This window comes from Brevibacterium otitidis (assembly GCF_042429315.1).
Lineage (GTDB): Bacteria > Actinomycetota > Actinomycetes > Actinomycetales > Brevibacteriaceae > Brevibacterium > Brevibacterium otitidis.
In genome coordinates this window covers 81,303-105,967 of the sequence record NZ_JBHMAU010000046.1, presented here as the reverse complement: position 1 = coordinate 105,967, position 24,665 = coordinate 81,303, and the positions used below count along the sequence as shown (strand labels likewise).

Genomic DNA, 24,665 nt, shown 5'->3' with positions numbered 1-24,665 from the left:
CGCGGGGATCTCGCTGACCGGCTCATGGCCCACTACCCGGAACCAGACGAAGAGGAGGCGCACGGTGCAGGTTGATCTGCTCGATCTGATCGACGAGACCTATGGCCTCGACACCACGCCGGGCTGGCAGTGCCCGCACTGCGGCAACCGGTGGTCTGAGCGAAGTGAAGCTGAGGTCGCACCGGAGCACCGGGAGCCCTACCCGCCGTCGCCAATCCCAGGCGAGTGCGCATCACAGAAGATCAGCTTGGAGCTGCTCCTCATCCGCCTATCACCGGCGCACAAGACGGTCGCCTGGACGAAGACCGCGGACGCGCTAGCGATGATCCTCGCCGCGAAACAAGCGGGAGTGTCCGACAGGCTGCTGGGCCGCGTCCTCGCAGACGAACAGCTGCACGATTGGGTGCTCCTGCGCGAGCTACTCATGGGCGCACCAGGCGCCGGCGACCCACGGGACCTCGATGACCAGCGGGTATTGATCGACCGGCACACCGAGGGCGTGTTCGACGGGATCTTCTACCGCTGCACTACTGCCGGTGTCGAGATCCGCATCGATGAGACCGCACGCCTGATCCGGTGGCGTGACCTACCAGCACCGGGAGGGACGACATGATCCAGCAGTTCACGGTGTCGGTGCCGCTACCGGCCGTCATCTCAGCGAACCACCGACTCCACCACCAGGAGCGCGCTAGGCGGACGAAGCAGATCATCGCGCTCACCCAGACAGCGGCACGGCACCTGGAACCGGTCGAGGCCGCGACGATCTGGGGTGCGGTCACGAAGGCCACGAACCGCACATACGACGTGCAGAACCTCCAACCGACCGCCAAAGCGATTGTTGATGCGCTTGTCCGCCGGCCCCTCGCTGTCCTCCCGGATGACGACATCACACACGTGATGGGGCCGTGGCTGTACCACAAGGGCACCGACCGGGGCCTCGCGAAGCGGAACGCGCTGCAACCTGAGCGCGTGAAGTTCACGATCACCCTCACCGACTACAGACCAGACACCATCCCGTTCTAAGGAGACCACCATCATGCTCCACACCATCACCCTCACCAGACACGGGACAGCCCTGTCCCGGAACGTGCAGGCTGCTCACGGACTCATGCGCGAGGCTTTCAACGGACAACCACACCAGTGGGCGCAGCCTCGTCACGACATCATCATCGCCAGATCTATCACCGAGCCGAAGATGATGCGCAGGTACATGTCGGAGTTGACCAGCCGAGACGAGCAGGCGACCGGGAAGCATGTGCGTTTCTCCTTCATCGGCCATCCTGTCCGTCGCCGCGAAAGCAGCGAGACCGTCCTCGAAGGGACCGCGGCCATCGAATGGGCTCGCCGCCAGCTCACCCCTGCACTCATGATCGATGAGATCGCAGCACAGTCGATGAAGCCGCAGCGCGGATACCGGTGGGGGCGACGCCTCACCCTCACCGCGGCGTTGTTCACCGGCACCGGCACGATCGTAGATCGTGGAGAGCTTGACGAAATGCTCTCCACCGGTGTTGGTCGTGCACGCGGATACGGGTTTGGTCTGCTCATCGTCGCGGACAGGGAGAAGCCATGACCGCACCTACCCGACTCGTATGGGAGACCGCAGGTAGGCCAGAGCTGATACCAAAGGCCGCGCAGCTGATGCGTGACCATCTCGGCGTGTGCGCCGTCTGCAACATGCCCGCCGAACAGACCGCTGATGTCGATAAGGCACTCGGGAAGAACTTCACCGACCGGTCACTTTTTCATGGGCATGGCAGTCGTGTCTGCCATGCCTGCCTGTGGGCGTGCTCCGGGAAAGGGAAAGAGACGCTACGCGCCTGGACGATCGTCTGCGCCCCCGACAGTACCCTCCCCGCGCATGCAGAGAAAGCACGCCCGTGGCTCGGGGACACACCCGGACTGTGCGCGACCACCCGAGGACACACGACGCCCGTGATCGACATGCTCACCCACCCGCCTGCCGGGCCGTGGATCGTGTCCGTCGCGACGAGCGGCCAGAAACACGTCCTCCCATACGCGCACGTCAACCACGGCGACCGCGAGTGGACAGTCCGGATGGAAACCGTCAACGTCACCTCCACCCCGGCCGCTTTCCAGACCGTGTTCGACACCGTGCGGACACTCCGCAAAGCCGGACACCGGCCAGACGACATCACCGCCGGCCGGCCGACCCTCTCCGCGATCAAAACCGACACCGACCTCACGACCTGGGCTGACCTGCACCAGCAGATCAGCACCCTCACCAACGCGCCAGTCCTCGACCTCGCGGCCTGGTGCCTCACAAAGGAGCACCTCACATGACAAGCACACCCAACCTGCGGACAGCGACAGTCGCATGGCTGTCCGCGATCCTCGACTCCGCCCACGTCGACGTCATCGGCGTCACCAACTGGTGGCCCCGCGCGACCGCTGCACTCGAAACCGCGGCCACCTCCGCCACCTACGGCGAAGCCGTCACCATCGCCTGCCGGAAACTGCAGATCGACACGCTGCTCACGAAATCCTCCGAACAGCTCGTCGCCCTCGAAGACACCATCGGGCCGCGACTTGGGGACTGGCAGCAGATCGTCGCTGCTGAAGCCCCCTACCTCATCGCCCTCACCAAGATCACCCGCAAGACCCGCAAGGAGACCAAGAAATGACACGCATCGACTACGAAATCACCCTCGCCAGCCCCCTGCACCACGGCGCTGGCACGTCCGGGAACACCAGCCTGCTCCGCACCGAAGACGTGATCCTCCCCGACGGCAGACAGGCTCAGGTGCCGTTCGTGTCCGGGAACAGCATCCGCCACATGCTCCGGTCAACACTCGCCTGGCATGCCGCGAAACACCTCAGCATCGAAGAGCAGTCGCTGCCAAAACCAGTCATCGACCTGCTCTGGTCTGGTGGCGCGGTCTCATCGACTGACGCGGTCATCGACCTCGACCTGTACCGGCGGGTTGACGACCTGTTCCCGATGCTGTCCCTCCTCGGTTACGCCGCCAAGGCAGACATCACCGCTGGCACTCTCGAAGTGTCTCACCTCGCTCTGGTCTGCGCTGAGAACGCGTGGCGGTATCCCGGCGACCACAGCTTTGCCGAGGTGCCGGCCGCACGGTTCCGCGGTGAGGAGTTCGGCACCCGTCACGACACTGCCGGAACTGCCGTCGACCAGTTCCTCGACACCGTCGCCGCCGCGACGGGAACGACGCAGATGATCTACGACATGCAGGTCCTGAAACCGGGGTCCCTGATGTGGGGTCAGATCCGGTTGCGGCACGGTGCCAGCGACGCACAGGCCACCGTCCTGCAGGCGGCGCTCACCCTCGCCGCCCCGAACGGCGAAGTCGGGCTGGCGGCGAAGAACGCTGTCGGCTTCGGGACCGGGATCGTCAACGGCTGGCCCGTCAACGACGCCGCCGTCCTCGAATGGGAGACCCATTTGCGTGAACACCGGGACGACATCGTCGCGCTGATGATGGAGCTCGGGTCATGACACACCCAGTCACGGTGACCGCCCGCCTCGACAGCCCAGTGATCGAGGCGGGCCGGTGGCCCATCATGCTCGACAGCATCCTCGCGTACGCCCGCGCCCTGACTGGTGATCTGCCGCTCCTGCGCCTCGACACCGACCCAGAGATCCCGCTGCCCCTCGAACGGTGGGAGGACACGACAGGGTGGGGGTGGAAGGTGTCGCAGGCGCACTACCGGATCGCCGGCTACACGACCGTGGAGATCCGTCGGAAACCCGCCGTCGAAGCGATGGCCCGTTACGGCGACTTCAAGAACCATCACCTCGGGCTCGGCCCGCACAAAGCCCGTGACATCCGTCGTGAAGCAGCCTGGATACACGAGATGCGATGGCATGCGATCGCCACGGACGTCGACCAGCTGGTGTGCCTGCTCACCCGCGTGCACGGCATCGGGAAGCACGTCTCTATCGGGTTCGGGCACGTCACCGACTGGCAGGTGTCACCGTCCACCGACCCGGCCGCATGGCAGGACCGCGGGTTCAAGCCGGGGCAGCGCACCCGCCCACCATACTGGCATCCAGTCGGGAGGGCCGCGGCATGAAACCACCGTTCCCCTACCTCGGGTCGAAGTCACGGCTCGCGCCGAAGATCATCGCTCTGCTCCCAGACCATACCCACTATGTGGAGCCATACGCTGGGTCGCTTGCCGTGCTGCTCGCCAAGCCGAGGTCCCTCGCCGAGACGGTCAACGACATGGACAGCAACATCCACAACCTGTGGTGGGTGATCCGTGACCAGCCGCGTGAACTCGCCGACGCGCTCGCGATGACCCCGCACGGCCCCGAGGAATACTATCGGTGCCTGCGCGACTACCCCTCCACGGACGATCGGGTCGAGCAGGCCCGCCGCACCATCACCGTCCTGTGGCAGGGCATCTCCCGCACCACCCGGCACGGCGGCATGTGGGGCACCTACGTCACCTACACGCCGAAGAGTGTCAGCCTGCCGGCACAGCTCGGCCGGTTCCGTGACCGCATCCAGCCTGTTGCTGACCGGCTCGCCGACGTCACCATCGAGAACCGGCCTGCCGTCGAGATGCTGGACCGGTATGCCCGCGCCAAGGATGTGTGCCTCTACCTCGACCCGCCATACCTGCCCGAAACCCGATCCGGGGCACAGTATCCGACGGACATGACTGAGCAGGACCATCTAGATCTGCTCGACCGGGTCACCTCATGCACCGCGAAAGTCGTCATCTCTGGGTATCCGTCACCCCTGTATGATGACCGGCTGGCAGGTTGGCAGCGGCATGAGTTCAAGGCGTCCGCCCGCGGTCTCGGCGTCACGTCGAGCCCCCGCACCGAGGTCGTGTGGGTGAAACCATGCTGATCCACAGCCACCGGCACACGCCACGAGACCTCGCCGCGTGGGAACGTCTCGAAGCCTACGACGAAGCGATCGCCGCGACCGGGCACCTCGAACCGCTCATCGAACACGCCATGCAGGTGATCGCCGGGTTCCTGCAAGACGGCCCCTGCTACGTGTCGACTTCCTGGGGGAAGGACTCCACCGTCCTGGTCGATCTCGTCGCACAGACCGGAGCTGACATCCCAGTCGTGTCCGTCCGCGTCGACGGGCAGGAAATGGACGGCACTGACGACGTCCGTGACGCCGTGCTCGCCAAGCATCCGCGTCTCCGCTACGACGAACTGACCCTGCCGCCGTTCCCGAACCGGTCATGGGCGCAAGAACATGAGATCGTCGAACGGACGAAAGCTGACGTCGATATCGGCTGGAAACTCACCGAGCGACGGTACGGGCCGCGCCGCATCACCGGGATCCGGGCTGAAGAGTCCCGCATCCGCAACATGGTGCTGCGCCGGTTCGGAGACGCCACACGAGACACCTGCCGGCCTATCGGCAGGTGGGAAGCGACCGACGTGTTCGCGTACCTGCACGCCCGAGACCTGCCAGTCCACCCCGCCTACGGGATGAGCTACGGAGGGGCACTCGACCGGCGTTGGCTGCGCGTCCACTCCCTCGGCGGAGTTCGCAACGCCGGGAAAGGTCGCGCCGACTGGGAGAAGCACTACTACGGCGACATCATCCGGGCGGCGCGTCTGCGTGAAGCTGTCATGCCGTTACTGCCCGAGCAGCGCCAGGATGCCACCACCACCGAAACTCTGTCAGCCAGCAGTGGATACCCGGCCACAGAGATAGAAGACATCCTCACCGCAACCCGGGGCGTCGTGATACGGCGCATGAACTACGCGACCCGCTGGTACCGCACCATCGAATGGCCGCCACGACCAACCTGGTCGGTCTCAAATCCCGACCGACCACTTTTCTGAAAGGACCGATATGACATGGCGCGGATCCGCACGGTGAAACCCGAGTTCTGGGACTCGCCCGGCATCGAAACCATCGACCCCATGTGGCGGCTGCTCTACATCGCCATGTGGAACTGGGCCGACGACACCGGGCGCGGGAAAGCCGAGGCTCGTGAACTCATGGGATTCGCATTCCCCAGAGATGAAGACATGACCCTCGGAGAGTTCCGCCGAGGACTCGGCGAAGTCCGCCGAGTGTTCGGCGTGAATTTCTACAGAGTCGATGGGAGGTCGTACTACTCCATCCCGTCATGGGAAAAACACCAGAAGATCGACAAACGGTCTAGTTCACGCTGGCCCGCTCCAGAAGATGGTGAACCATACGACCCGACAGTAAAACCCCAGGTCAGACCGCCACTCGGCGGACACTCGGAGGAACCCGCCGAGAACCCGCCGAACCCTCGACGGGAATCGGGCGCTGGAACAGGGGAACAGAGGAACAGAGGAACAGGGGAACAGATCTTCTCGTCCGAGGTCGCAAGCGACCCGGACCAGCAGCCCCGTCCCGACATCGAAGACCTCCTCGACCTCCTCGACCACGAGATCGCAGCCAACGGCAACAGACCACCCAAACGCAACAAAACCAACCACGACGCCATGCGACTACTCCTCGACCGAGACGGCTACACCCACGACCAAATCGCCTGGATCATCCGATGGTGCCAACAAGACAACTTCTGGCAAGCCAACATCCTCTCCGCGGCCAAGCTCCGCGAGAAGTTCGCACAGCTTGTCGCGAAATCCCGCACCAGCCACCGCAGCCAGAAAGAAGACAACAACCTCGCCATCCTCCACCAATTCGTCAACGACGACCCGCCCCCATACCAGGAGCTCACATCATGAACCGTGCACAAGTCGCCGACCTCCTCAACCTCATCGCCTCCACCGACGGCCGGAAACTCACCCAACAGATGCCAGCCGCATGGCTCGACATCCTCGGCCAATACCCATACGCAGACTGCCGCGCCGCCGTCGTCCACCACTTCCAGACCTCCACCGAATGGCTCATGCCAGCCCACATCATCCGCCACGTCAAACAGCTCCGGAAGGACCGCCTCCTAGCTGTACGGGAGACCGTCGAACCCAACCGCGCCGACGCTGACGACCCCACCACCTACGTCGAGACTCGACGCCGGCTCATACAGCTCATCGCAGACGGACACGTCACGGCAGACGACTACCGCCGCTATCACACGTCAGGGCAGCCACTCGCTGACTGGATCAGCCAAGGACAGCTCGGCGCGGCATAACACCCACCCGCACGCGCAAAACCCGCCCAGAAGCTCCCAGAACACAAAAACCACGTTCCTACCCGCAGAAGAAAAACTAGGCCGCCAGAAACGATCCTGCGAACCGAACCTCACGCACCCGCACACCGCACCAACGACCTCACAGAACAAATGTTTGGGACTTGTCCCGACACCCACGAAACACTCAACGCAAGGAGGAACCAACAATGTGGATTCTTGACCAGATCATCGCCGCCCCCGCCCGTGCGTGGGCGTGGATACTCGACCGGCGACACGACCGGCGACGACACCGTGAGGCACTCCGCCGTCAGCTGCGGGCAGGGAAGGAAACACCATGACCGAGTTCAAGATCGGTGACATCGTGCGGATCATGAAGGGTGAGCCAGACAAGCCCGGATATCGGGTCGAAGTGCGGACGGTCACGGAGGGCATCAGCGAGAGTCCAGAAGTCAACCTGCACACGCTGGGGACGTTCGAGAACGCTGGCTGGACAGTCGAGCTGATCGAACGCCCCGCCCCGACCCTCTCCGAGCTGCTGGTCGAGGTCGCAGAGCACCTGAAAGGACAAGCCAATGAGTGAGTACACGTACACCGCCGAGGATTTCGCGGAGGCGGAGTTCGCAATCGACCCGAGTGAGGCTCACCCGCTCGCCCGGCGCTGGGTGCGCTTCTACGCCGATGATGACTTCCCCTGGAAGAACGGGCATGGAGCCTGGCGCACCAGCGAGGACATGGCTACGGAGAGCTGCATCCCTGTCTATGCCGAGCCGTACAGCCCGGAGGCGCTGAAGCGGGCCTGGGAGCACGGCGAAACGGGCAAGACCCGCAAGGGCGACACCATCGCATGGGAAATGTCCAATGGGGGTCTCGCCACTGCTGTGGTCAATGGTGAGACCCTTCTTAATCGGGGTGAGCGGATCATCTACCGCGCACCGGAGCCTGACCCGGTGGCCGACCTTACCGCTGTCCTGCATGGCTGGCATGACCACTTCCAGCCAAAAGAGCTGGCTGAGTTCCTGCACAAGCACGGCGTGAAAGTGGTGACCGACAATGAGTGAGCGCTCATATCCGTGCACCATTAGCGACTGTGACGGCACCGCCAGCCTGACTCTAGACCCAGCCCACTATGAGGGCGATCAGGTCGTCGGTGACCGGCTCGTCTACCGGTGCCCGGACTGTGCTCACATCTGGGATGAGCATGGCAGACCAATGGGGCGAGCAGAGGAGCAAGACGATGAGTGAGGCCCGCGAGATCGTCACCATCACCGATCACCCCGAGAACGGGATGAGCGTGATCAAGGTCGAATGCTCCGCGTGCGGTCACACCGAGTCTGCGGCAGCCCGGCCTGATAGGGCGCACTCGTGTGAGTCGTGGATGCCAGACCACATCGCCCAGCACCGCCCGGACAGGGCACTGGACATTGCGGTGGACTGGGAGCCGACGGCCTGCTGCTCGGTCTGCGATGACGGTATCGGTGACATCGAGCAGGAGGACGAAGGGCTGGTCTGTCAGGGGTGCGGCACCAGCTGGAACCTCGACGGGACAGGAGGGGTGACCGATGAGTGTGATGCGAGGTAGTTCCGACCGGCTGATATGCGACGTGCGGGCGTGTCATCAGACATTCTGGGCCGGGTCAGTGTTCCACGCCGAGACGACCGCCGCCACGGAGAGGCAAGCTGAGGTTGCCGGATGGTGGATTTCCGTCGAACCGGGCGGCCCTTACGGGTATCAACATCTGTGCCCGACGCACAGGTACCGGGCACCCAGTACCTGCAAGAGAGGGGAGAACGATGACTGAGTTCAAGGTAGGTGGCAAGGCCCGCTTCAAACCGACTGGCGAAGTGTTCACCGTCACGGAAATCAACCCTGACCCAGCCGAAGACGAGTGGAACATGGAGGGATGGAATCGACACGGCCCGTTCGGCATCGGCTCACCAAACGACGTCGAACCCTGCAAGTGGGAGCCGCCAACCCGCGACGAGGTGGCCAGCAGGGTCGCGCTCCTGCTCCTTGGTGAGGAGGACGGTCTCGACGTCCACGAAGTCGAAGCCCTCGATGACGGGAGCGTGGCCGTGCTGGCACGCTGGCAGGGTTGCCCCGGAGGGTTCCGTGTTCGCGTCAGCACATGGCGAGAGGACATGTCATGACAGACCTAGTGGAAAAGCTGGGTGGCTTTCGGGACAAGCTGCGCAGCAAAGAACAGCATTACCAGGCTGACACGCTGTGCGAAGCGATCCGCGTGATCGAGGACTATCAACGAATGATGGGCACGCGCGAGTACGCGCTGGCACGCCCTGCCTCAATGCCAAACATGGACGGGCGGCAGCGGTACACGATCATCTCCAGCGCGCGCTTCGGGTCGGCGGAGCAGGCAGATACCGCACGCCGGGACACGCCTATCGCTGACGCGCTGATCGTCTCGCGGATCGCCCCCGCAAGCGAATGGGAGGAATGCAATGAGTGAGTCAGAAGCAGTGCAGATCAGGCTCGGCCTGGAGGAATGGGACGAGTCGCCCTGGGAGTGGGGAGTCTATGTCGAGCGGAACGACGGCAGGCGTGGCAAGGACGCCTGGACTCCACTCGTCTACGGAGGGATGGAGTCGTTCGAGGATGCACGCCAGCGCTGGCGCAACTTCTGCGGTGGCCCCCCGCATCTCTACCGGAACCCGCGCATCGTTCGGCGGGCCGTGAGTCCGTGGGAGGTGAGGCACAATGACTGACCGGATCACGAGGTGGCTGGACGAGTCCCAGCAGCTCGCAGACAGGGCGCACCCAGGGCCGTGGGAGGCTGCGACTGATTGTGGGCTCCCGGACCCGGACGACTCGCGCCGAGTGGTTTACTCCGTCCTGGCGCGAACCAGGGAACTGATCAATGGCATCGCGTTTGTCGACAAGCCCGACGCCGAGTTCATCGCCGAGTCACGCACACGGCTCCCGCAGGCCGTCGCCGCACTCCGTGATGTCCTTGGCGTACTCGACAGGTGGGCACCACCAGACCCGCATGAGCCCGATGAGGACTGTCCAGACTGCGAGCTCCTGCATCATGCGCGACGCGCGATCATCGATGCCCTCGGGCTGGAAGGAGACGATCATGACGACTTGGGATGAGCGAGCGACAGCGTTCATGCGTGACCTCGAATGGCCCGCCACCATGTGTGCCACAGGCCGCATGATGGCCGCCTGGCAGCGAGAGCAGCTCCTCACCGACGACGTGATCGAGCGTGCAGCGATGGCGATCCTGCTGCGCAAATATCGCGGATGCACCCCCGACGAGGCGCGGCGGTACGCCGGGGCGGGTGAGCGTGATGACGCGAGGAATGACGCCCGCACCGTTCTCACCACCCTGCTAGGAGACTCAACATGAGAACCCTGCAGCCCGGGCGCGAAGAGTGGCACTACCAATGACCACCACCACCGCTGGTTTCCTCGACCGAGAAGACGTCGGACAGCACATCACCATCCACCTACCTGGCAAACCACGCACCGGCACACTCACCGGCATCCACCACAGCCCCGACCGGGCGGTCAGACTCGAACTCGCCGGCCACCACATCATCGTCCACCACAGCCGGAAGACCACACTAGGCCCCGCATAAGGGGCCTTTTTCATGCCCCGGCCCACCACAGGCCGGGGCAGGAAAGGACACCATGAACGACACGTACAGAGCAGCGCTCAAACACCTCCCCGACATTGTCGGCGAACTCCGCTCCTACATCGAACCCGGCAAAACGCCATCAGACCGCCCAACAAGATTCCGTGGCTCAACACCACCCATCGCCATCGGCCCCACACACGACGCCGACAACACCTACGCCGCCCTCACCGAACACTGCGAAGCCATCGCAGAAGCACTCGACACCAGACCTCCAGACACCGGCATCAGGCGCGTCAACGACAGGCCGCAAGGCTTCCCCGCCGACACACCCCCGGAGACTGCGTTCGTCAAGACCCGCACACTCTGCCGGTTCATCGCCCACCAACTCCACATGGTCAAAGACGACTTCATGATCCGGGAGATCGAAGCCGACATCGTCCGCTCCTACCGGACACTCACCGCCAAATACCCACCCGAAGCACTACCCGAGAGGTTGCAGGCCAGATGCGGGAACTGCCGCCGCCTCACCGTCTTCAAACATCCACCCCGCAGTTTCGGCACGGACGAAACATTCATCTGCAAGACCTGCGGCAAGTGGCACTCCGAGATCGAAATCATGGAACGCCGCGCCTCCCGCGAACGAGAACTCAAAGCGAAGAAGAAGAGGACAGCATGAACCGGGAATGGGTCACTACACAGGAAGCGTGCAATATTTTCGACGTCACCCGCCGCACTATCGAGCGATGGAAACAGGTCTACCCCATCCGCGAGGCGCGGCTGTCCCGGCGCATGCCACTCATGCTGAACCTCCCCGACCTAGAGGCAGCCGAGGCAGAAGCGGCACACCGCAACCCGGCGATTGCCGATGTCGCATCACAGGAGTAGACTACCGTCTAGGCGATGTATTACACCCATGTAATTCTCGCAACGTCAGCCCTGCCGATGCGGGGCTTTTCTCATGCCACCTGGGAGTGCCCGCAGGCCGACTCCCCTGACACAGGGCACTCCCAGGCACCGATCCGCGGTAGCCCAACCGGCAGAGGCAGCGGGCTCAAACCCCGCACAGTGTGAGTTCGAACCCCACCCGCGGAACCACAGAGGAGGGGAAGGTCATGGACATCCACATCGGAGACCACACCATAACCCTTGACCTCAACCCCGGCGACATCATCACCGACATCATGATCATCGCCGTCACCCAAGAGCTGGAACAACCCGGCCAGACACTCGCCATCGGCATGACCGAACACACGGGCTTCGTCACCCAAGCCGGCATGCTCACCGCAGCCCAAGATCAACTCATCGACTGATCCGGGATCTTCTCAATTCCGCAGCGGAAGCACTTCCACAGATAGTTCAGCGCCTCATGCGTTCGGGAATCAACACCAAGAACTCTCTCCCCATCCCGAACCTTTTGCATCAGCCGACCGCACCGGTCACACTTCGGTCTCATATCAACCTCCTTGCATCAGACCCTACCCGGAGGACACCGACAATGCCCTGGTCCACCAGCACCCGCCGCCACCGCCTCCCACCCAACTGGCAGACCCTCTGCCGCCAAGTCAAAACCCGCGCCCAAGGCCAATGCGAATGGACCGAACAAGGCGACCGCTGCACCAACCCAGGCACCGACTGCGACCACATCATCGCCGGCGATGACCACTCACTCGCCAACCTCCAATGGCTCTGCCGCCCCCACCACAAGATCAAGACCAGCCGCGAGACCCGCAGGGCCACCAACCGGAAACCAACTGAACACCACCCGGGTTTATATAAATATTGAAGCTATATATACCTTCGCACATATATTCCACCGGATATATAAATACCCGGCACCCCCTCCCCCCCGAACCGGGAAAGACCGCTGGGCATAGTCGCTCAGGGTGTCTGCGGGTCTGGGGTTATTCGCGATACGGGGCGTTGAAGCGGGGGTTGCCGGGGATTGGCTTCCCGTCGTTGGCGCGCTGGGCGGCGTTGTGGGCGGCGGCACGGCTGAGTCCGGTGGCGTCGGTGATCTCGTCCCAGGTGTGGCCTTCGCGGCGGGCTTGGAGGATGAGGTGATCACGTTGGGTGTGGAGGTGTCGCCATTGGCGGAGGTCGTCAAGAGTGCTCATGTCTATGAGACTTTACATTATCCCCCTGCGTGTCTAGAATATAGACATGCCTACAGCAATTGAAGGCCAGCCGCCAAGCGCGGAGGTCAGAAAAGCACTCAAAGCCGAAGGCCGACCCGTTCTCGTGGCGTTCTCACTCGGCAAGGATGCGATATGCGCGAATCATGCGCTGCGCGATGCCGGCGTGGAGACTCGCCTCGCCTACCTCTTTCTGATCCCGGATCTCGGCTTCGTGCAGCGCACTGTCGCTGAGCTCGAAGACCACTTCGGGCAGCAGATACGTCAATACCCGCACCCGTCGCTTTTCCGGTGGCTGCGGAACTCCGTGTTCCAACCACCCGAGCGTCTCGCCGTGATCGAAGCGGCGAACCTCGTGGAACCGAGCTACGAGCTCACATGGGATCTTATCCGCGAAGACACTGGGCTCGATGCTGACACCTGGGTCGCTGATGGGGTACGAGCGAATGACTCCCAGCAGCGGCGGATGGCGTTCAAGAGGTTTGGCGTGATGAAGCCGAAGAACCGGAAGGTCTCCCCGGTGTGGGATTGGTCGATCGCGGAGATCCGGGAGTGCATGGCTGACAAGGGCGTGCCGACCCCGGTTGACTACGGGTGGTTCGGCCGGTCGTTCGATGGCATCGACCCGAGGTTCTTGGAGCCTCTGAAGGCAAACGCCCCGGAGGACTACCAGAGAGTCCTCGACTGGTTCCCGCTTGCTGATCTGGGGATGGTGCGCCATGGCCTTTGAGATGAAACCGCAATTCAGCAGCGAGCAGGGGTTTTCGATGTCCCGCGGGTTCACTGTCGCTGATCCTCTGGCTGAGGTCGAGTACACCGATGACCTGCAGCAGGACTCGATAGCTGAGCTACGCGCTCTGCTCGCCGCCCTGCAGGGCCAAGATCTCTCTGACCGGCCGGCATCCGATTCCCCGCATTGGGTGTGTGTCGTCTTCCCGACCCGCACAGAGTGCGTGGATTTCTTGAAGCGCAGACATCATCAGCCGGAGGACAAATACCTTGATGGTGCCCGTGCTGTGAAGAAGTTCCAGACTCGCCCTCGCAAGGGCAGCTTCTCCATCGGGCAGACGCAGAAGTCCGGTGAAGATTTCGATGATGGCGGCACCGGCTGGACTGAACGCGCTAAGGCAGAGAAGCGCCGGTTTAAGGCCGCGACAGACTCCGAGTGGTGGTTCTGCCTGTGTTTCTCCACCGCTGACGATGCTGACGTGTTTGTCACAGATTATGAGTTGACTCTCCTGCCCGGTGAGGGTAGGCGGGTGTCAGGGATAGAGCTGGATGGCCAGCTACCGCAATAAGAGAAACCATCTGAAGGTCACACCATTCCGGTGTGGCCTTCGTCGTCCCCGAAAGGAATCATCATGAACCGTGCAGCAACGCGCCGTGCAACCAACGCCAGATACAACGTCTTACAGGCACCAGGACAGCGATCCCGTGTGTCTGCGTCCGGATCGCGAGTGAGTGGATCGTGAAACGTTCACTGCGTCAGTACATCGACTCCGGTATTGCCAGCGCTGAAGCGTTCGCGAACCTTGTGGGCAATCGATCTCGCGCTTCTGCATCTGGTGGCCGCACCTCTGGTAGCTAGGAGGGATCATGGCTGGAATGGGGCCAGCGCCGAAGCCGGCGCATCGGCGAGTGCGGAAGAACGCTGACCCTACTCCACCGACGGTCCTCCGGTTCGAGGAGGCAGAGCAGCCGGACCTCCCGGACTCTCTGCCGTGGCCGGAAGAGACCGTCGAATGGTGGGAGATGTGGCGTGACTCCCCCCAAGCTGAGCACTTTGGTTCAACGGACTGGTCGTTCCTCCTTGACACGGCGATCCTCCACGCGAACCTGTGGGGTAACGGCGATACGACCGTGCTATCCGAGTTGCGGATCCGGGTCGCGAAGTTCGGCGCGACCCCCGAGGACCGCGCCCGTCTGCGTATGCAGTTCGCTGAGGCTGACGAGGCTGATGCGAAGAGGCCGAGGGTCGAGTCGGCACGTGAGCGTCGCGGGAACCTGCGTGTACTAAAGACGCCGAAAACTGGATAAACCGAAGGGGTGACTGCGGATGCCGTGGAAACCTCAGCATGAGGGTGACTTCCCCACACTCGGCTGGTCAGTCATTGACTGGATCACCGAGAATCTCGCCGCACCTGACCGGCTCGAATATGAGCCGCTGATCCCGTATGCGGAGCAGGAAGACTTCATCCTCCGGTTCTACGAGATCGACCCGGCGACCGGGCGGCGCAAAATCCGCCGTGGTGTCCTCTCCCGCCCTCGCGGGTGGGGGAAAAGTCCTATCGTCGGGGCGATCATGGCCGCTGAAGCGCTCGGGAATGTTGTCTTCGACGGCTGGGACGCGAACGGGCAGCCTGTCGGCAAGCCATGGGCTTCCATCGTCACGCCACTCGTGCAGGTCGCCGCCGTATCTGAGGACCAGACGCGCAACACATGGTCGGCGCTTCTGGAAATGCTCGAAGGCCCGGTCGTGGATAACTATCCTGGGCTGGAGCCGATGTCGTCGTTCGTCAACCTCCCGAGAGGGTGGATGCGGTTCATCACATCGTCTGGTACGTCCGTCAAGGGCGCGAGAACAGTGTTCTCCGCGCTTGACCAGACTGAGAGTTGGTTCTCGTCCAATGGCGGCCACAAACTGCATGAAACGATGGACTCGAATGCCGCGAAAATGGGCGGCTCGTACATCGAAACTCCGAATGCTTTCGTGCCCGGAACGGATTCAGTCGCGGAGCGGACCGCGTCGTATTGGGCTCAGATCCAGGAGGGGACAGCGAAAGCGACTGGCCTCTACTACGACCACCGTGAGGCTCCTGCCGACACTGATCTTGCCGACCGTGAATCCCTCACTTTGGGACTCCGCATCGCCTACGGGGATGCCGCTAAGCACCCCGACGGATGCCTGATCCATGAACCGCCGTGCCCACCAGGCCACGCCGATTTGGAATCTCGCATCCAGTCGATGTGGGATCCGACGAAAGACGTGCAGGTCTCCCGCGCCGACTGGCTGAACCAGATCACGCACGCCTCGGACTCGTGGCTGTCGAAGCCCGAAGTGATAGCCGCTGTTGATATGATGAAGACCGTCGATGCCACTGAACCGATCGTCCTCGGTTTCGATGGTTCCCGCGGTCGCGTCAAAGGCCATGCCGACGCGACAGCGATTATCGGTTGCAGGGTCTCCGATGGGCACTTGTTCGAGATCGGCATCTGGGAGCAGCCGAAGAACTTCACACCGACGAAGGATGAACCGTTCTGGCAGGTCCCGGTCGATGAAGTCGAGCTCGTCCTGCATAACACGTTCCGTGACTACAGGGTTGTGGGACTCTACGCTGACCCATCCGGGTGGGCGTCGAATGTTGCCGCGTGGGAAGCGAAGTACGGTCACCGTCTGCGAGTGAAATCTAAACGAGATGCCCCGATGACGATGTGGCCTCGCGGTAAGGGCATCCAGATCGCGGAGTACGTGAAGAAGTTCCACGACGCCGTGGTCAACCGTGAGTGTTCGATCGACGGGTCGAGCGTGTTTGTTCGTCACCTCCTTAATGCGCGCCGCCGGCACAAAACGTCCGGTGTGTTGCTGTACAAGTCGTTCCCTGAGTCCCCAGACAAAATTGACGCCGCTTATGCCGCTGTCATGGCGTGGACGGCCCGTCTCGATGCCGTGGCGAAGGGTGTCGGACGGAAACGGAATCCCACTAGCAAACGCATCACTGTCGTCAGGAGGTGACCGTGCGCGAACTCACCGCCCAGGAATGGGGACTCATCTCGGAGATGCACAGCCTCATCGTGATGAAGCGACGCCGAAACCAGTTACGCACAAAATACTTTGAGGGCAAGAAGCGGCTCGACAGCTTCGGCATTTCGGTGCCACCGCAGTTACGGGATTTCGAGACTGTGATCGGTTGGCCGGCGAAGGCGTGCACGACGAAGTCCCGGCGGATCAAACCCGAGGGTTTCACGCTCTCCCACCCGAGTGAGCTGCTGGATGAGATCCGGGAAGAGTTCGCTGCCGCCCGCATGCAGTGGTTGGAGCGCCAAGCAATCGATGCTGCTGTCCAGCATTCTGTCGCGTTTGTGTTTCAGTCCCGTGGCGTGGCTGGTGAACCGGATGTCGTCACTGTCGTGAAAGACGCGGAACAGGCGACGGCGAAGCTAGATCCGCGCACAGGGCAGACAGTCGCAGCGTTGGAGATGGTGTCGAACACCCGCTGGCTGCTCCACACTCCCGGCATGGTGACCTTGTGTGCGTCTCAGCTGGGGAAGTGGGTCGCCGTCGATGATTATCCGACTGTTCCTGGGAGAGTTTTCTGCGTCCCTTACATCCATGGGGCGACGTTGAAACGTCCGTTTGGGCAGTCCAGGATCACCCGCCCGGTGATGGGTTTCACCGACATGGCTGTCCGCACCCTGCTACGTCAGGAAGTTTCCGCCGAGTTCTACTCCGCCCCGCAACGGTACATGCTCGGTGCAACGGACGACATGTTCACCGACGAGGACGGCAACCCTATCCCAGCGTGGGAGGCGATGATCGGTGCGCTGCTCGTCGCGCCCGACCCCGACCCTGATGAGAACCCTGACGCTAAGCGCGTCGATGTGGGAGAGTTCCGTCAAATGTCGATGGAACCGCATTCGGCGCATATGCGCACCATCGCAATGATGTTCTCGGGGGAAACGTCGATCCCTCCGGGCTACCTGGGCATCATCCAAGATAATCCCGAGTCAGCGGAAGCGAAGTGGGCGTCCGAAGAGGACCTCGTGTCGTCGGCGGAAGCGGAGTTTCCCGGCATTGACATGGCTCGCACGCAGCTGGCGAAAGACCGTGTCGCTCTGCTCCATGGTGAGTGGACGGACACGATGGCCGCGGATCTGAAAACTCTCACGACGCACTTCCGGTCACCTTCGACCCCAACCCAGCAGACCCTCTCGCAAGCTGTCGCAACTGAGGTTGGTGCCGGGATCCTCCCGCCGACGGGAAGGGTGACGTGGGAGCGGATGGGCTACTCGCAGTCGATGATCGACCAGTTGGAGAAGAACCAGCGGGAAGATGACGTCCGCAAGCTCACCGAGGCTGTCCGTGAGGGCGCAGCGAAGCGCCAGACTTATGAGCGGGTAGGCGAGTTGGCAGGCCGCCGTGGCAACACCGATTGACGACCTGGCCACGATCCTCATCTCCGACACCCTCGCCCTCGCTGACGCGACCTACACATCGGACACGAGGGAGTGGCAGAACCGGCTCACGGCCACTCTGCCGACGTTCATGCGCCCTTACGGCAACGCCGCCACTGAGCTAGGCGCTGAGCAGTACCGCAGTTTCGGAACCGGCCACACCCCGTCGGTTGAGGACTACCGTATGTCGCCGGCGCATGCTGGCGCGCTCGTCGGCTGGGCGCTGCTGACCGAAGCCGACGGCGACCCGGTTGAACGACTCATCGGGGGACTGGATCGCGATCTGCGCAACGCCGCCCGCGACACCATCGCCGCGAATGAGGCTCAGGATCCCGCCACCTTTGGGTGGGCGCGAGTCCCACAGCCAGGCTGCTGCACGTTCTGTGCTCTCCTATCCACAAACGTCTACCACTCGCAGGAGACTGCGCTTTTCACTCAGGGCGACCGGAGGGGTAGACGCCCAGAGGGCAGCAAGTATCACGACTGGTGCAAATGCAGTGTCGCCCTCGTCATGACGCGCTTTGACAGCACTGACCCGATGGCACAGGTCCGGGATTTCAACCCGAGTGCGGACCGGTTCTACACCGCCTACCAGCAGGCGCGAGACACCACACGCGACCAAGTCGAGCTGCGACAGCGCCGAAACCGCAGGAAGGGCCAGCGCCGATCTGCATGGTTCGACAGGACCACGGGCGAGGAAGTGGACCTCAACAAGCGCACCATCGCCAACATGCGCCGCATCCTCGGTGCCAACTGAACTTCCGAACCACCAGGTTCGGGCCGCTAACGTCCAGCGGATCAATGGGCGGTGCCGACGGGCAGAAACGGAGAAAACCATGGGTGACACCAGGGTCAACGAATCCACCAACGAATCCACCGATCAGGGTAAGAACGGTTTCCAGCCGATCACCAGCCAGGAAGCACTCGACAAGATCATCGGGGACCGCCTCGCGCGTGACCGGAAGAACCGTGAACCAGTCGTCCCTGACGACTACGAAGACCTGAAACAAGCCGCCGCCAGACTCAAAGAGATCGAAGACGGCGAGAAGTCGGAACTGCAGAAGGCCGAAGACTGGATCGCCACTCTCGAAAAGCAGACAGCCGACCTGGAAGCCGCGAAGCAGCAGGCAGAGCACACAGCTCTGCGCAGCACTGTCGCGTTTGAGAAAGGCGTGCCCGCCAACATGCTGCAGGGCACGACGAAGGAAGAACTCGAAGCGTTCGCTGACGAGCTCCTCCAGTTCCGCGGCAACACCACACCTTCCCCTGTCCCCGCATCTGGGACGGGTGACCCTAACGAATCTGTGACCTCTGTGTCCACCGGTCGGGAGCGGGCCAAAACCAAGTAAGGCCGTGAAACCGCCACGGCACCCATCACAAGAAAGGTTGAATCATGGATTTGACTGTCATCACTGAGAAGGTCGGTGACGACAAGGCGTCGTGGCTTGGTTCGCGGCACGCAGTTACGAATGCGCGCACCATCACCATTGACCGCTCGTCGCTGACGAAGGAAACCCACTACCCGGAAGGCTACCTGCCTTCCGGTCTGCCGCTGGCGAAGTCCGGCAACAAGTACAAGCCGCTGGGTGAGGGTGAGACCCTCGTCGGCTTCCTCCTGACGAATCAGACCGTCAAGACTGACGGCGGCGACATTGTCGCCCCGCTGCTCGACCACGGCCGGATCATCGTCAAGAAGCTGCCTGTCGAGTTCACCGCCCCGTCTGACGCTGGCGCGTTCATCTACGTCTGAGGAAGGAAACAACCATGTTGTGGACAGATGTGATTGATCCCGCAGATCAGACGGGATTCGCCCGCCAGACTGCTGAGGACTACGAAGCCGCGCAGGGCACCCTCGCCCGCTGGCTTCCGAACCGTACCGTGGACGACATTGACGTGGCGTTCACCGTCGGCGACACCGGCCTGACCGAGGTCGCGGAGTACCGCTCCTACGACGCTGAGACCCCCATCGGTGACACCCCGGGCGGTCAGCGCGTGAAGCTGGAACTCCCGCCCCTGGGTCGGAAGTACCGCTGGTCGGAGTACGACCAGCTGCGTTCACGCGGGCGCGATTCCACTGAGGCGGTACAGGCATCAGCTGACCGGCTGACACGGACTGCCGCCAGAGCCGTCGTTGACCGGCTTGAGCTGCAGCGCGGCCAGTCGCTCGCGACCGGCAAGGCCACGATCGCCGAGAACGAGTTCATCGCCAACGCTGACTTCGGACGCAAGCCGGAGTTCACGTTTGCCGTGGACAAGAAGTGGGGTGCCGGCGGCGATCCGCTGACTGACCTCATCGCTGCGGCCGAGCTGTACTCGGATGAGAACGGTGAAATGCCGGGAACGATCCTGACCTCGACCAAGGTCGTGTCTGCGCTCATCCGATCGGATGCGCTGAAGGGTCTGGCCAGCGTCGGTGGGACTGTCCCGTCGATCCTGTCCATCGAGGCCGTCAACGCCATCCTGGGCACGCACGGACTGCCCGCTGTCACGACCTACAACCGGAAGGTCCAGCAGGGCGGCAGGAAAGTGCGGGTCCTGCCGGAGAACAACCTGTTCTTCCTCCCGGCCGCAACTGACCCGAACGCGGAGGAAGGTTCAGCGCTCGGTGCCACGTTCCTGGGTACGACCCTTGAGGCTCAGGATGCCCGATACAACCTCCCGCAGGCGGATCAGCCTGGCCTCGTGGTGGGCGCTTACCGAGAGGACGATCCGCTGACGGCATGGATCCGTTCGGCAGCTATCGGTATGCCGGTGCTGGCGAACGCGAACCTGTCCATGGCGATCGAGGTTCTGTGACCCACCGGGTGGGGAGGCCGATGTCTCCCCACCCTCCAACATGGAGGAGGCCCGCATGGGTTACGTACTGAAGCACCGCCCGGATGGCACCGCCGACATCGTTCTCGTTCAGGAAGTCGCAGACTCCACTGTGGTCGAGGCGAACGAGACTGTCCCTCGGGGCAATGCGTCCCGCGACGAATGGGCGGCGTACGCGGCGAGCCGCGGCATCCACGTCGATGACGAGATGACTCGCACCGAAATCAAGGCGCTGGTGCAGTAATGGCATGGGCGGAACTTCACGACGTGGAGGAACGCCTCGGCATCGATCTCTCGGAGGCAGACGAAAAGCGCGTCCTGGCATGGATCGGTGATGCCGAGGACATCATCCGTTCACGGTTCATCCGTGAACGCAAGGACATCGACGCGATGCTGCAGGCCGGTAAACTGTCCGACCGCACCCTCACGAGGGTTGTGGTCAACGCTGTGGAGCGGAAGTGGCAGAACCCGACCGGTAAGCAGAATGAACGTATTGACGACTACTCATATGGCCTGAACTCGAATTGGGCTCGCGGTGAAGTGTTCATCACCGATGAAGAGTGGCGTGACCTCATGCCGACATCACGGCGGGGGAAAGCGTTCACGTCGTTGATGTTCCGGGATCCGCGATGACTGCGTTCCATGCTGTGCGCGCTGGCCGGGCTGCCGCCGAACGTCTCATGACCGACACCGTGAAGATTGTCGAGCTCTCTGGCCAGGTCGATCCTCTGACCGGGGAGGGGCTGCAGGTGCTGGTGTATGAGGGGAAAGCGAAACTCAACGCCTACGCCTCCACCGGGCGCACCAACGAGGTCATCTCGCATACGGCTGTCACACAGATGATGATGCTGCACCTCCCGGTCGGGGGCTACCGACCTCAGGTCGGGCATCTGGTGACTTTCGTACAGTCCCACGACCCGGAACTCGTCGGCCTGCAGTACCGGGTCACGGAATCGGCACCGGTGAAAACGTTCGCCACCGCATGCCGGGTGGCTGTCGAGTTCAAGGCGGCGTGATGGACGACCTCAGGAAGTTTGCCGCTGACTGCGGTCGGGTTAATGAGCGGATGAAAACCGGCATCGACCGGGTGATGAAGCGCGCCGCGGTGAACATCAAGAACACGATGCGGGACGATTTCTCACGGTCGAAGCACTTCCATCAGATCGGCAAGACCATCAACTTCGACATCGAGTCCGATGACTCATCGGTCGAGGTGGAGATCGGCCCCGACAAACGCTACCGGGCAGCCAGGCTGGCGAACATCGCCTACTTCGGGTCGTCACGTGGTGGCGGTGGGACTGTCGATGTGGAGAACGGCCTCCGGAAGGAATCGCCGGCGCTGAGTGAGTATCTGAGGCGGGTGATGGGAGATGCTCTCTGACCTCATCTCCTTGCTGAAGCAGCTCGGCTACCCGGTCTACGACACGGACGTGACCGAATCGAACCCGAAATACCCGTACTTCGTCGTGTGGGGTGGGGAAGCCCGCCCGCATGTAGAGCGGCCGTTGTCATCCCGGATGATCGGCGTGCAAGACCGGCTCGGCATCACCGGCGCGGCCGGCACATGCGAAGGCGCCCGCGTGATGATCGCCAGCGCCCGACAGATCCTCCAACCAGGAGGTCTGCCCGTCAGGGTCGCCGGCTACACCCTCACCCTGGACGACCACCAGGCCGCCACCCCGGACCGGGATGAGGTGATAGCGGGAACGAACCGGCACCCGTGTTTCGCCGTAGACATATACACCGTCGAGAAATGACCCCCAAGCCCCGTCGCCGGGGCTTTTTCATGCCCGAAAGGAACACGTCATGGCTTTCAAGGACGCCTACGACAAGACGACCGGCCGAAAGGTCGGCCGCGTACCCGAACAGTGGTTCGGGATCTTCAAGAACCTCCGGGAAACACCGAAGGCGGTCGCTGAGCAGGCGGCCGATCGCACGGCCAGCAAGGCCGACAGCAACAAGAAAGGGGATAAGTAATGCCCACTTCACTGGCTAAGGGCAAGACTAAGGTTGCGATCCTGTCGGCCAAGCCCGCCGACCCGAAGGCTCCAACTCTGGCCGAACTCAATGCGGGTATTGACGCTGCGTGCCGGATCGTGTCCGGCGGGTACAACGTCGGCCCGCAGGCATCGGAGACCGTCGATGAGTCACCGCTGTGCGCCGAACTGAACGTGCAGGCTCCCGGCGCTTCGAACTACACCGCTGAGTTCGACATCTTCCGTTACTTCGATGAGAAAACCGGCGCTCCCGAGACCGCTGAGTCCGGTGACGGTGGCGGCATCGGTGACACCCTCTATCAGGCGCTGAAGACGAAGGGCACCCGCTTCTGGCTCGCTGAGCGTGAGACCGGTAAGAAGTCCACCGACGAGTGGGCCGCCAATGATGAGGTCAACGTTTACGAGATCGTCGTGGACAACCCGCAGAAGCCCGGCGATCAGGGAGGCTACATCAAGCGCCACATCGTCGGCCTCGTTCAGGATGCGTGGCTGGACGGCAAGATCGCGGCTGTCTGATGACGAGCTCCTGTCGGGGTCGGTTTGGTGGATGACCGGCCCCGACAGGTCACCTCTTTCATCCACCGATCATCCATCGAGAGAAAGACACAATCATGCCTGATAACCACGATGTTGGCACTCCGGTCGATGTGACCGAGTCATGGTTCGACCAGTGGCTCGAATCCGGCACTGTTGCTCAGCGTTCCGTCGAGATCTACGGCCGCCCCGACCTATTCGCCCGTTTCGAGTCCCTCGACCGGCAGCTCGCCATTGAACGCGATGTCGCTGAGGGTGAGGAAGCGATGAGCTCCTCGACTGTCGATGACATCGAAGAAGAGATGCGACAACTGTATGAACAGTGGCAGGCATCGAAGACGACCTGGTATATCCGTGCGCTCAGCGAGGACGAGATCGAGTCCACCAAGGACGAATGCGGCTTCCCGGACGACCTCCCGGAGAACGCTTCGGATGAGACGCGTAAGGCTCACGAGAAAGCCACTGAGAAAGCGCAGGATCAGGCGAACTACCGGCTGATCGCTAAAGCGCTCGTGAAGGTGGAGAACCCAGTCGGTGATGTCGTCAAAACCGACATCACACCTAACGAAGTCGAGATCATGAAGGGTCGGCTCGGGACAGTGCAGATCCTCCGCCTCGCGGCCGCGGCGATGGCCGCGACGACGCAGGAGGTCACGATCCCGGTCCCTTTGTCGCGAAAGAACTCGAAGAACGACCGCAGCTAGTCCGGTCGCTGCGCGCAGCAAAGGCCTGGTCCGTTCGCCCTACCGTCTTGTTGCAGGAGTGGGGCGAACGTGACCGGGTGCTTGCTGAGGCGCTCATCGAGTTCGACTCCACCGCTCACTGCCCCGGATGTGGGCAGTTGAGGTCTAAGGCATGGGATCCGGACACCGCTGGGGCGTGGGAGACGCATGAGGACGTGACGTGTTATGCGTGCGCCCATACCGCTGAGCAGCAGAAGAAGAAGAAGTCCAATGATGATGAGCCGACGCCGGGGCAATTGACGTATGTCTCGTTGAACGAGGAAGACGTAGCCCGGGAGAAGAAAGTCCGTCAGGCCCGCGTCCGCAGAACGTCGTAGATCGCTTCAAGCGGACGCGCTATCGCCGCCGCGATCCAGCACTGCACGGACATCAGGATGAGGCCCAGCCCTAATGCCGGAACCCCAACGATAGCAATTAGTAGCCCTATAGACAGAAGAAAAAACCCGGCGAAAATCAGCGATTTAGCCCAATTTGGTTTGCCGGCAACTCGTGATTCTGTTTTTGACTCGCTTGTCATCTCTTTACGCGTTCGCTCAGTGCGGCCGTGATCGTCCATTTTCTTTTCCTTTGAACGGGGG

General features: G+C 62.5%; 43 protein-coding genes and 1 tRNA gene. 41 read left to right on the top strand and 3 right to left on the bottom strand.

Annotated elements, in window-relative coordinates; genetic code table 11:
- Positions 1-64 precede the first annotated feature (64 nt).
- From ACFFN1_RS07025 to ACFFN1_RS06940, 18 genes are all read left to right on the top strand, one after another.
- Positions 65-613, top strand: a complete 549-nt coding sequence (locus ACFFN1_RS07025; protein ID WP_376839890.1) for a hypothetical protein — start codon at positions 65-67, stop codon at positions 611-613.
- Positions 610-1,023 carry a hypothetical protein gene (locus ACFFN1_RS07020; protein WP_376839889.1) on the top strand — a complete coding sequence of 138 codons (414 nt, stop codon included), beginning with the start codon at positions 610-612 and terminating at the stop codon, positions 1,021-1,023. Before ACFFN1_RS07025 ends, ACFFN1_RS07020 begins: the two co-directional genes overlap by 4 nt.
- A gap of 13 nt (positions 1,024-1,036) precedes the next feature.
- The gene (locus tag ACFFN1_RS07015; RefSeq protein WP_376839886.1) at positions 1,037-1,573 is read left to right on the top strand and encodes a type I-E CRISPR-associated protein Cas6/Cse3/CasE; all 537 of its coding nucleotides are present in this window, start codon (positions 1,037-1,039) and stop codon (positions 1,571-1,573) included.
- 362 nt (positions 1,574-1,935) lie between these two features.
- Positions 1,936-2,304, top strand: coding sequence for a hypothetical protein (locus ACFFN1_RS07010; protein WP_376839883.1), 369 nt, complete (start codon positions 1,936-1,938; stop codon positions 2,302-2,304).
- The gene (locus ACFFN1_RS07005) at positions 2,301-2,645 is read left to right on the top strand and encodes a hypothetical protein (protein ID WP_376839881.1); all 345 of its coding nucleotides are present in this window, start codon (positions 2,301-2,303) and stop codon (positions 2,643-2,645) included. Before ACFFN1_RS07010 ends, ACFFN1_RS07005 begins: the two co-directional genes overlap by 4 nt.
- Positions 2,642-3,481, top strand: a complete 840-nt coding sequence (locus ACFFN1_RS07000) for a hypothetical protein (protein ID WP_376839879.1) — start codon at positions 2,642-2,644, stop codon at positions 3,479-3,481. Before ACFFN1_RS07005 ends, ACFFN1_RS07000 begins: the two co-directional genes overlap by 4 nt.
- Positions 3,478-4,059, top strand: coding sequence for a Csf3-related protein (locus ACFFN1_RS06995; protein WP_376839876.1), 582 nt, complete (start codon positions 3,478-3,480; stop codon positions 4,057-4,059). Before ACFFN1_RS07000 ends, ACFFN1_RS06995 begins: the two co-directional genes overlap by 4 nt.
- Positions 4,056-4,847 carry a DNA adenine methylase gene (locus ACFFN1_RS06990; RefSeq protein WP_376839874.1) on the top strand — a complete coding sequence of 264 codons (792 nt, stop codon included), beginning with the start codon at positions 4,056-4,058 and terminating at the stop codon, positions 4,845-4,847. Before ACFFN1_RS06995 ends, ACFFN1_RS06990 begins: the two co-directional genes overlap by 4 nt.
- Entirely contained in the window at positions 4,841-5,809 is a 969-nt protein-coding gene (locus ACFFN1_RS06985) for a phosphoadenosine phosphosulfate reductase domain-containing protein (RefSeq protein WP_376839872.1), read from the top strand. The genes ACFFN1_RS06990 and ACFFN1_RS06985 overlap by 7 nt, the downstream gene beginning before the upstream one ends.
- Before the next feature lie 15 nt (positions 5,810-5,824).
- Entirely contained in the window at positions 5,825-6,691 is an 867-nt protein-coding gene (locus ACFFN1_RS06980) for a phage replication protein O (protein WP_376839869.1), read from the top strand.
- Entirely contained in the window at positions 6,688-7,098 is a 411-nt protein-coding gene (locus tag ACFFN1_RS06975; RefSeq protein ID WP_376839867.1) for a hypothetical protein, read from the top strand. The genes ACFFN1_RS06980 and ACFFN1_RS06975 overlap by 4 nt, the downstream gene beginning before the upstream one ends.
- Before the next feature lie 206 nt (positions 7,099-7,304).
- A complete protein-coding gene (locus ACFFN1_RS06970; protein WP_376839865.1) occupies positions 7,305-7,436 on the top strand; it encodes a hypothetical protein in 132 nt (43 codons plus the stop codon).
- The gene (locus tag ACFFN1_RS06965) at positions 7,433-7,678 is read left to right on the top strand and encodes a hypothetical protein (RefSeq protein ID WP_376839862.1); all 246 of its coding nucleotides are present in this window, start codon (positions 7,433-7,435) and stop codon (positions 7,676-7,678) included. The genes ACFFN1_RS06970 and ACFFN1_RS06965 overlap by 4 nt, the downstream gene beginning before the upstream one ends.
- On the top strand, positions 7,671-8,156 hold the full coding sequence (locus ACFFN1_RS06960; protein ID WP_376839860.1) for a hypothetical protein: 486 nt from the start codon (positions 7,671-7,673) through the stop codon (positions 8,154-8,156). The genes ACFFN1_RS06965 and ACFFN1_RS06960 overlap by 8 nt, the downstream gene beginning before the upstream one ends.
- A 176-nt stretch (positions 8,157-8,332) precedes the next feature.
- On the top strand, positions 8,333-8,677 hold the full coding sequence (locus tag ACFFN1_RS06955) for a hypothetical protein (protein WP_376839857.1): 345 nt from the start codon (positions 8,333-8,335) through the stop codon (positions 8,675-8,677).
- Positions 8,678-8,889: 212 nt separating this feature from the next.
- Positions 8,890-9,246 (top strand): hypothetical protein, encoded by a 357-nt coding sequence (locus ACFFN1_RS06950; RefSeq protein ID WP_376839856.1) that lies wholly within the window; start codon positions 8,890-8,892, stop codon positions 9,244-9,246.
- Positions 9,243-9,563: a hypothetical protein gene (locus tag ACFFN1_RS06945; protein ID WP_376839853.1), complete on the top strand. Its 321-nt coding sequence runs from the start codon at positions 9,243-9,245 to the stop codon at positions 9,561-9,563. The genes ACFFN1_RS06950 and ACFFN1_RS06945 overlap by 4 nt, the downstream gene beginning before the upstream one ends.
- The gene (locus ACFFN1_RS06940; RefSeq protein ID WP_376839851.1) at positions 9,556-9,819 is read left to right on the top strand and encodes a hypothetical protein; all 264 of its coding nucleotides are present in this window, start codon (positions 9,556-9,558) and stop codon (positions 9,817-9,819) included. The genes ACFFN1_RS06945 and ACFFN1_RS06940 overlap by 8 nt, the downstream gene beginning before the upstream one ends.
- Positions 9,820-10,018: 199 nt before the next feature.
- Here the strand turns inward: ACFFN1_RS06940 and ACFFN1_RS06935 are convergent, their stop codons facing one another.
- The gene (locus ACFFN1_RS06935; RefSeq protein ID WP_376839848.1) at positions 10,019-10,192 is read right to left on the bottom strand and encodes a hypothetical protein; all 174 of its coding nucleotides are present in this window, start codon (positions 10,190-10,192) and stop codon (positions 10,019-10,021) included.
- Here ACFFN1_RS06935 and ACFFN1_RS06930 point away from each other — a divergent pair.
- The 6 genes from ACFFN1_RS06930 to ACFFN1_RS06905 all read left to right on the top strand — a co-directional run bounded on the left by ACFFN1_RS06930 (position 10,191) and on the right by ACFFN1_RS06905 (position 12,005).
- The gene (locus tag ACFFN1_RS06930; RefSeq protein ID WP_376839846.1) at positions 10,191-10,463 is read left to right on the top strand and encodes a hypothetical protein; all 273 of its coding nucleotides are present in this window, start codon (positions 10,191-10,193) and stop codon (positions 10,461-10,463) included. The genes ACFFN1_RS06935 and ACFFN1_RS06930 overlap by 2 nt on opposite strands.
- A gap of 37 nt (positions 10,464-10,500) precedes the next feature.
- A complete protein-coding gene (locus ACFFN1_RS06925; protein WP_376839843.1) occupies positions 10,501-10,695 on the top strand; it encodes a hypothetical protein in 195 nt (64 codons plus the stop codon).
- Between the two features lie 52 nt (positions 10,696-10,747).
- A complete protein-coding gene (locus ACFFN1_RS06920) occupies positions 10,748-11,371 on the top strand; it encodes a hypothetical protein (protein WP_376839840.1) in 624 nt (207 codons plus the stop codon).
- Positions 11,368-11,580 (top strand): hypothetical protein, encoded by a 213-nt coding sequence (locus ACFFN1_RS06915; protein WP_376839837.1) that lies wholly within the window; start codon positions 11,368-11,370, stop codon positions 11,578-11,580. Before ACFFN1_RS06920 ends, ACFFN1_RS06915 begins: the two co-directional genes overlap by 4 nt.
- 133 nt (positions 11,581-11,713) lie before the next feature.
- A tRNA-Leu gene (locus ACFFN1_RS06910) sits at positions 11,714-11,790 on the top strand.
- 17 nt (positions 11,791-11,807) lie between these two features.
- A complete protein-coding gene (locus ACFFN1_RS06905) occupies positions 11,808-12,005 on the top strand; it encodes a hypothetical protein (protein ID WP_376839836.1) in 198 nt (65 codons plus the stop codon).
- Positions 12,006-12,596: 591 nt separating this feature from the next.
- On the opposite strand, the gene ACFFN1_RS06900 is transcribed toward ACFFN1_RS06905, so the two are convergent.
- The gene (locus ACFFN1_RS06900) at positions 12,597-12,809 is read right to left on the bottom strand and encodes a hypothetical protein (RefSeq protein WP_376839834.1); all 213 of its coding nucleotides are present in this window, start codon (positions 12,807-12,809) and stop codon (positions 12,597-12,599) included.
- A 124-nt stretch (positions 12,810-12,933) separates the two neighbouring features.
- On the opposite strand from ACFFN1_RS06900, the gene ACFFN1_RS06895 reads away from it, so the two are divergent.
- From ACFFN1_RS06895 to ACFFN1_RS06815, 17 genes are all read left to right on the top strand, one after another.
- On the top strand, positions 12,934-13,557 hold the full coding sequence (locus ACFFN1_RS06895; protein ID WP_376839832.1) for an adenine nucleotide alpha hydrolase family protein: 624 nt from the start codon (positions 12,934-12,936) through the stop codon (positions 13,555-13,557).
- Entirely contained in the window at positions 13,547-14,125 is a 579-nt protein-coding gene (locus ACFFN1_RS06890) for a hypothetical protein (protein WP_376839830.1), read from the top strand. The genes ACFFN1_RS06895 and ACFFN1_RS06890 overlap by 11 nt, the downstream gene beginning before the upstream one ends.
- A gap of 298 nt (positions 14,126-14,423) precedes the next feature.
- Positions 14,424-14,864 carry a phage terminase small subunit gene (locus tag ACFFN1_RS06885; RefSeq protein WP_446680472.1) on the top strand — a complete coding sequence of 147 codons (441 nt, stop codon included), beginning with the start codon at positions 14,424-14,426 and terminating at the stop codon, positions 14,862-14,864.
- A gap of 19 nt (positions 14,865-14,883) precedes the next feature.
- Positions 14,884-16,560 (top strand): terminase large subunit domain-containing protein, encoded by a 1,677-nt coding sequence (locus tag ACFFN1_RS06880; protein WP_376839826.1) that lies wholly within the window; start codon positions 14,884-14,886, stop codon positions 16,558-16,560.
- A 2-nt stretch (positions 16,561-16,562) separates the two neighbouring features.
- Positions 16,563-17,981, top strand: a complete 1,419-nt coding sequence (locus ACFFN1_RS06875; protein WP_376839823.1) for a hypothetical protein — start codon at positions 16,563-16,565, stop codon at positions 17,979-17,981.
- The gene (locus tag ACFFN1_RS06870; protein WP_376839822.1) at positions 17,965-18,756 is read left to right on the top strand and encodes a VG15 protein; all 792 of its coding nucleotides are present in this window, start codon (positions 17,965-17,967) and stop codon (positions 18,754-18,756) included. The genes ACFFN1_RS06875 and ACFFN1_RS06870 overlap by 17 nt, the downstream gene beginning before the upstream one ends.
- 79 nt (positions 18,757-18,835) lie before the next feature.
- Positions 18,836-19,348: a hypothetical protein gene (locus ACFFN1_RS06865; RefSeq protein WP_376839820.1), complete on the top strand. Its 513-nt coding sequence runs from the start codon at positions 18,836-18,838 to the stop codon at positions 19,346-19,348.
- A 44-nt stretch (positions 19,349-19,392) separates the two neighbouring features.
- Positions 19,393-19,749, top strand: coding sequence for a head decoration protein (locus ACFFN1_RS06860; protein WP_376839817.1), 357 nt, complete (start codon positions 19,393-19,395; stop codon positions 19,747-19,749).
- 14 nt (positions 19,750-19,763) lie between these two features.
- Positions 19,764-20,795, top strand: a complete 1,032-nt coding sequence (locus tag ACFFN1_RS06855; protein ID WP_376839815.1) for a major capsid protein — start codon at positions 19,764-19,766, stop codon at positions 20,793-20,795.
- Between the two features lie 55 nt (positions 20,796-20,850).
- Positions 20,851-21,057, top strand: a complete 207-nt coding sequence (locus ACFFN1_RS06850; RefSeq protein ID WP_376839812.1) for a hypothetical protein — start codon at positions 20,851-20,853, stop codon at positions 21,055-21,057.
- Positions 21,057-21,446 (top strand): Gp19/Gp15/Gp42 family protein, encoded by a 390-nt coding sequence (locus tag ACFFN1_RS06845; RefSeq protein ID WP_376839809.1) that lies wholly within the window; start codon positions 21,057-21,059, stop codon positions 21,444-21,446. The genes ACFFN1_RS06850 and ACFFN1_RS06845 overlap by 1 nt, the downstream gene beginning before the upstream one ends.
- The gene (locus ACFFN1_RS06840; RefSeq protein WP_376839807.1) at positions 21,443-21,829 is read left to right on the top strand and encodes a DUF6093 family protein; all 387 of its coding nucleotides are present in this window, start codon (positions 21,443-21,445) and stop codon (positions 21,827-21,829) included. Before ACFFN1_RS06845 ends, ACFFN1_RS06840 begins: the two co-directional genes overlap by 4 nt.
- Before the next feature lie 50 nt (positions 21,830-21,879).
- Complete coding sequence (locus ACFFN1_RS06835; protein WP_376839805.1) at positions 21,880-22,194, top strand: hypothetical protein; 315 nt, start codon at positions 21,880-21,882, stop codon at positions 22,192-22,194.
- Positions 22,184-22,570, top strand: a complete 387-nt coding sequence (locus tag ACFFN1_RS06830; RefSeq protein WP_376839802.1) for a hypothetical protein — start codon at positions 22,184-22,186, stop codon at positions 22,568-22,570. Before ACFFN1_RS06835 ends, ACFFN1_RS06830 begins: the two co-directional genes overlap by 11 nt.
- 49 nt (positions 22,571-22,619) lie before the next feature.
- The gene (locus ACFFN1_RS06825) at positions 22,620-22,790 is read left to right on the top strand and encodes a hypothetical protein (RefSeq protein ID WP_376839799.1); all 171 of its coding nucleotides are present in this window, start codon (positions 22,620-22,622) and stop codon (positions 22,788-22,790) included.
- Positions 22,790-23,326: a phage tail tube protein gene (locus tag ACFFN1_RS06820; RefSeq protein WP_376839797.1), complete on the top strand. Its 537-nt coding sequence runs from the start codon at positions 22,790-22,792 to the stop codon at positions 23,324-23,326. The genes ACFFN1_RS06825 and ACFFN1_RS06820 overlap by 1 nt, the downstream gene beginning before the upstream one ends.
- A gap of 95 nt (positions 23,327-23,421) precedes the next feature.
- Positions 23,422-24,048, top strand: a complete 627-nt coding sequence (locus tag ACFFN1_RS06815; RefSeq protein ID WP_376839795.1) for a hypothetical protein — start codon at positions 23,422-23,424, stop codon at positions 24,046-24,048.
- A 328-nt stretch (positions 24,049-24,376) separates the two neighbouring features.
- On the opposite strand, the gene ACFFN1_RS06810 is transcribed toward ACFFN1_RS06815, so the two are convergent.
- Entirely contained in the window at positions 24,377-24,643 is a 267-nt protein-coding gene (locus tag ACFFN1_RS06810; protein ID WP_376839794.1) for a hypothetical protein, read from the bottom strand.
- Positions 24,644-24,665: the final 22 nt, after the last annotated feature.